Here is a 4,035-nt window from a genome sequence, read left to right on the forward strand (position 1 = left end):
ACTAAATATTTGGTCAGCATGACATACTGGGAAGATCGGTCAAATGATCATTGAGGATCAAGTAAAATGGTGACTCAACCGTTGCTATTTTAAGCAGATTGAGTCAGATGGGCTGAATAGTTACGAAGAAATAAGCTTTGATCCAAGTTACTTGAACTTTAAGGGGCTATCAAAAACGGCTATTAAGGAAACCACAAAAGCAATCAATTCTGCCTTAGATAAGGTTAGAGGGATCAGGGTGTTATTAAGTGGTCCTTCTGGTACAGGAAAAACAGCATGGGCGCATTATTTAGCTCAGCAACATGATTTAGGGATCATGCACATCAAATGCTCGGATGTTCTAGGCAAATATGTAGGTGAAAGTGAGCAAAACCTTGCTGGAATATTTATTGAGGCTCAAAGAGATAACAAACTCATTTTGTTTGATGAAGTAGACAGTCTGCTCAGTCGAAGAGAAAGCGCAAGCTCTCATCACGAAGTTCAGCTTACAAACGAGCTGTTAACGTTACTAGAAGGCTCACAGCAGCCTGTATTTGCTGCTACTAACTCTTTTGAAGCTATTGATAAAGCAGTGCTTAGACGTTTTGATTTTAAGCTTGAATGTGACTATTTGACATCTATTCAAGCAGCCTCTTTGTATAAACATGTTCTTAGTATTGAACAATTAACAGCTATTGAAATTCAAGCATTTAGAGCGATGAGTCGCCTTACTGCTGGTGACTTTGCCATTTTAAGTCGTAAAAAAGAGCTATACCCATCAAATAATTTTAGAAATAAAGCAATAGCGATATTGCAGCAAGAAAATCGCTACAAACCCCAAACAAAGCCAGTCGGCTTTATACATTAAATCCAATAGAGGAAAACACTATGACTAACGTATTGAGTTCGCTCAAGGTTATCGCACGCCCTGAAATTGTGAAAAAGCCACCTGTACTACAGAAAAGGTTAAAGCTTATCGAGAAGTTGGAACAACAACTGGAGATGGTGGAATGCCTGATAGCTGGTACTGAATTTGAGTGCTTTAAAGATAAAACCGTTAAAGATCCTGAAACTGGTGAAAGGAAAAAAGTGAAAAAACGCTGTGCCGTTCGCCCTTGGTATTACGAGAGCGAAGATCACTATTACCTTGAAATCAAGCAAGGGATCAGAGTGTTAGAGCTGGATAAAGGCAAGCAAGCTATTGATGTTGGTGAGCGAGAAAAAATCCCTGAAACTATTCGAGTGATTATTGATGCTGTGGAGAAAGGGGAGCTAGACCATCTACTAATTGTTGATAAAAAAGCCGCCAAAGCCAGTAACAAGGCTTCTAAGAAGGCTGATAAATCCAAATCTTAACTTTCTGTTTCATTGAGGGCAGAAGTTAGCCCTCCCTAATCTTGAGAACCATTATGCACAACATTAATAAAGACCTGCCTCTATCTGTATCAGACACTCTACTCGAATCGTTTGCTTTATTGCTTAACGATGCCAAGAGCAATCAAGTAACAATCAACTTCAGAGATCCTGATTACTCAGCCGGGGCTGGAGGATTTCACCCTGTAGAAGTCATGTTAGAAAAAAGAGGTTGTGAATGGCACCTGTGTTACATAACCGACTTTTGCTATGTAGGCGCTGGTGGACAATACGAATTGGCTAAAGAGTTAGATTTTGACTTTCAGGCTGGCATGTTTCAAAGCTTGTTCTGCTATGAGCCTATAGAGAAGGCTAGGGATATGTACCAAGTTTGGGAAAATAACTTTTTGAGTTACTGGAAAGGGATGGAAGTTTTTGAGGTTATGATTAGTAACTAAAAAACGATAACACTATTTTTGCTGTTTAATATCAAAAAAATCAGTTGGTTAATGGTTGAATAATGTTTTGAGCTGCATATAATTTGCACTTCTTTTTTAGTGGTATTGATTGGAAGTATAAGAAATGGATGTTCAAAAGTATTCACATAAGATTAATCGATTCAAATCAGGAGGGGCTTCACTTATAGGCGGTGTATTGTTTCTTATTTTTGCAGTTTATATGCTTGAAAACGGTCTAGTGTCTACTCGTATTCTTAGTCGGTTACTTGATAAATACCCGGATCTTTTTGGTTTCCTCGAGTGGCTGAATCTAGTGTTTTGGGATATTCTTTTTATATTTTCTGTGGTTCTTATAGACTTTGGGGTTCGCTTTTTATTATTTAAAAAGCATAAAAATTTAGAAGCATATGTTGGGAAAGACAGGATAGTCGTACCGAATGTTTTAACTGGGGGAAATTATATTATCCCATCTTATGCATTAGAGTCTGTAACAGAAAAAGAGCAATCAATTGTTTTAAGTTTTCATACTGAAGATGGTCTTAAAACTAGAGATTTTTCTAAGATGTTTTTCCCAAAACCTGATGAATTCAAATCTGCTTTAGATTCAGTTTTGGATAATAAGAAACAAAATCAATCAGAGATTAATGAACAGGATTTGTACACTGTTGCTTTTAAGCGAAATGAAAAAAATCAAGTAGATCTGGATCGGAAGTTAACGATACTGTCCAAGTTATTAAAGAGTAGTAAAGACAGGATATTAACTCTTTATTCTAAAGGTGAAGTCTTAATCAGAAAGCACTTAAGCTTGGAGCAAGCGAAAAAGCTTCAAAGTGCAACGTCAAAATATAAGCTTGAATTAGATATTATTTCAGAAAAAGAAAAGAAACTCCCGCTTCAGCCTCCTATGGGAGTCATTCTTCCCACTCTGAGCTGTGTAGTTGCCGCGACTATTATTCCAGGAGGCTATGTATTTTGGTTTTTGGCTATTTATTACCTCCTAGCTAAGTCAAACAAAAAATTTAAGTTTGACCCTATTCTTGGTTTTGTCGCGTTACTTATTGAAATTCAAGCTCAGTACATACCTGAAGCAACATCTTTTGATATATCAGACTTTCTCATCTCTGCATCATTTCTAGCAACGAGCATTTATCTTAGTTTAGGGATGAAGAGAGATATCGAGAAGATTTCAGATAAACCTCTTTCAACTATAAAAACCATTTTCTTTGGGATGATTTATATAAACTATAAAACTAACCAATTACTGGTAAATAATGAGGTTGGCTCTAAGTAGGAAATGTATTTAATAAGTTCAGTAATAATAAAAGACGGAATTTAAAATGAAAATAGAAGCTGAAATAAAAAATATAAAGAAAGTTCTTGTTTCTGATGATAGGTTTTATCAGATACCTGATTATCAACGGCCTTACTCTTGGGACAAAGATAACCTATCTGACCTGATAGACGATTTGATAACTTCATATAAAGAAAATAAAGAAGAAAACTACTTTTGTGGTTCTCTGGTGTTGGTCAATAATGAATCAGATGGTCGATATGATATTATCGATGGTCAACAAAGAACAACCTCATTCACAATCCTTGCGTGTGTTATTCGAGATTTATATCTTTCTAAACTATCTCCTAAAGCAAAGAAATTTGTAAGTAATGCAATACAGGATGAATTTGAAAGTGAAAAAAGAAAACTAAAATTCCTAACCAATGAGCAGTATCAGATTGATTTTGAAGAAACTGTACTAAAGGAAATAAAGTTTCAAAAAGTTAAAAATGTGGAAAAGGCCTTTCCAGATAACAAGTACCTTCAAAATGCACATTTTTTAAAATTATTCTTAGAAGAGAGAATTGATGAACAGTGCATAGATATTGATGATTTTACACTTTGGTTGTTTGAAAACGTTGTGATGACTGTAATTACGTGTCCATCTCAAGATAGTGCAATACAAATTTTTAATGTTCTTAATGATAGAGGCATGCCGTTAAGCTCAATTGATATTCTTAAATCCTCGTTAATGAGGGATTTAAAAAGCAAGGAAGACAGAAATGCTTTTAATGCTAAGTGGGAAGCGATCAATGCGGATTTGAAATTTGGTGATTTTGACCTTGATGCATAGGTATCTACATGGTTTGTCCAAAAAACGAACTAGCCAACTCTCTAAATGCTTCAATCTCCTCAATGGTATAGTTAGAAAGAACTTCGTTGAGCTGTAAAAAGACCCATAAGCCAGCTAAT

5 protein-coding genes are annotated in these 4,035 nt (G+C 35.6%); all 5 read left to right on the top strand.

Going from position 1 to position 4,035, the window contains the following annotated elements; all coding sequences use genetic code 11:
* Nucleotides 1-238: 238 nt before the first annotated feature.
* The 5 genes from D5018_RS20825 to D5018_RS20845 all read left to right on the top strand — a co-directional run bounded on the left by D5018_RS20825 (nt 239) and on the right by D5018_RS20845 (nt 3,916).
* Complete coding sequence (locus D5018_RS20825) at nt 239-847, top strand: ATP-binding protein (protein ID WP_165905140.1); 609 nt, start codon at nt 239-241, stop codon at nt 845-847.
* Between the two features lie 20 nt (nt 848-867).
* The gene (locus D5018_RS20830; protein ID WP_121840895.1) at nt 868-1,335 is read left to right on the top strand and encodes a DUF6641 family protein; all 468 of its coding nucleotides are present in this window, start codon (nt 868-870) and stop codon (nt 1,333-1,335) included.
* Between the two features lie 53 nt (nt 1,336-1,388).
* Nucleotides 1,389-1,790, top strand: a complete 402-nt coding sequence (locus D5018_RS20835) for a DUF2787 family protein (RefSeq protein ID WP_121840896.1) — start codon at nt 1,389-1,391, stop codon at nt 1,788-1,790.
* A 124-nt stretch (nt 1,791-1,914) separates the two neighbouring features.
* Nucleotides 1,915-3,081, top strand: a complete 1,167-nt coding sequence (locus D5018_RS20840; protein WP_121840897.1) for a hypothetical protein — start codon at nt 1,915-1,917, stop codon at nt 3,079-3,081.
* A 46-nt stretch (nt 3,082-3,127) separates the two neighbouring features.
* Nucleotides 3,128-3,916: a DUF262 domain-containing protein gene (locus D5018_RS20845; RefSeq protein ID WP_121840898.1), complete on the top strand. Its 789-nt coding sequence runs from the start codon at nt 3,128-3,130 to the stop codon at nt 3,914-3,916.
* Nucleotides 3,917-4,035 lie beyond the last annotated feature (119 nt).

Source organism: Parashewanella curva, from assembly GCF_003675895.1.
In the GTDB taxonomy this organism is placed as follows: Bacteria; Pseudomonadota; Gammaproteobacteria; order Enterobacterales; family Shewanellaceae; genus Parashewanella; species Parashewanella curva.

Coding starts and splice junctions, on each gene's coding strand:
- D5018_RS20840 (WP_121840897.1), top strand. CDS start 1,915: ATGGATGTTCAAAAGTATTCACATAAGATTAATCGATTCAAATCAGGA.
- D5018_RS20830 (WP_121840895.1), top strand. CDS start 868: ATGACTAACGTATTGAGTTCGCTCAAGGTTATCGCACGCCCTGAAATT.
- D5018_RS20835 (WP_121840896.1), top strand. CDS start 1,389: ATGCACAACATTAATAAAGACCTGCCTCTATCTGTATCAGACACTCTA.
- D5018_RS20845 (WP_121840898.1), top strand. CDS start 3,128: ATGAAAATAGAAGCTGAAATAAAAAATATAAAGAAAGTTCTTGTTTCT.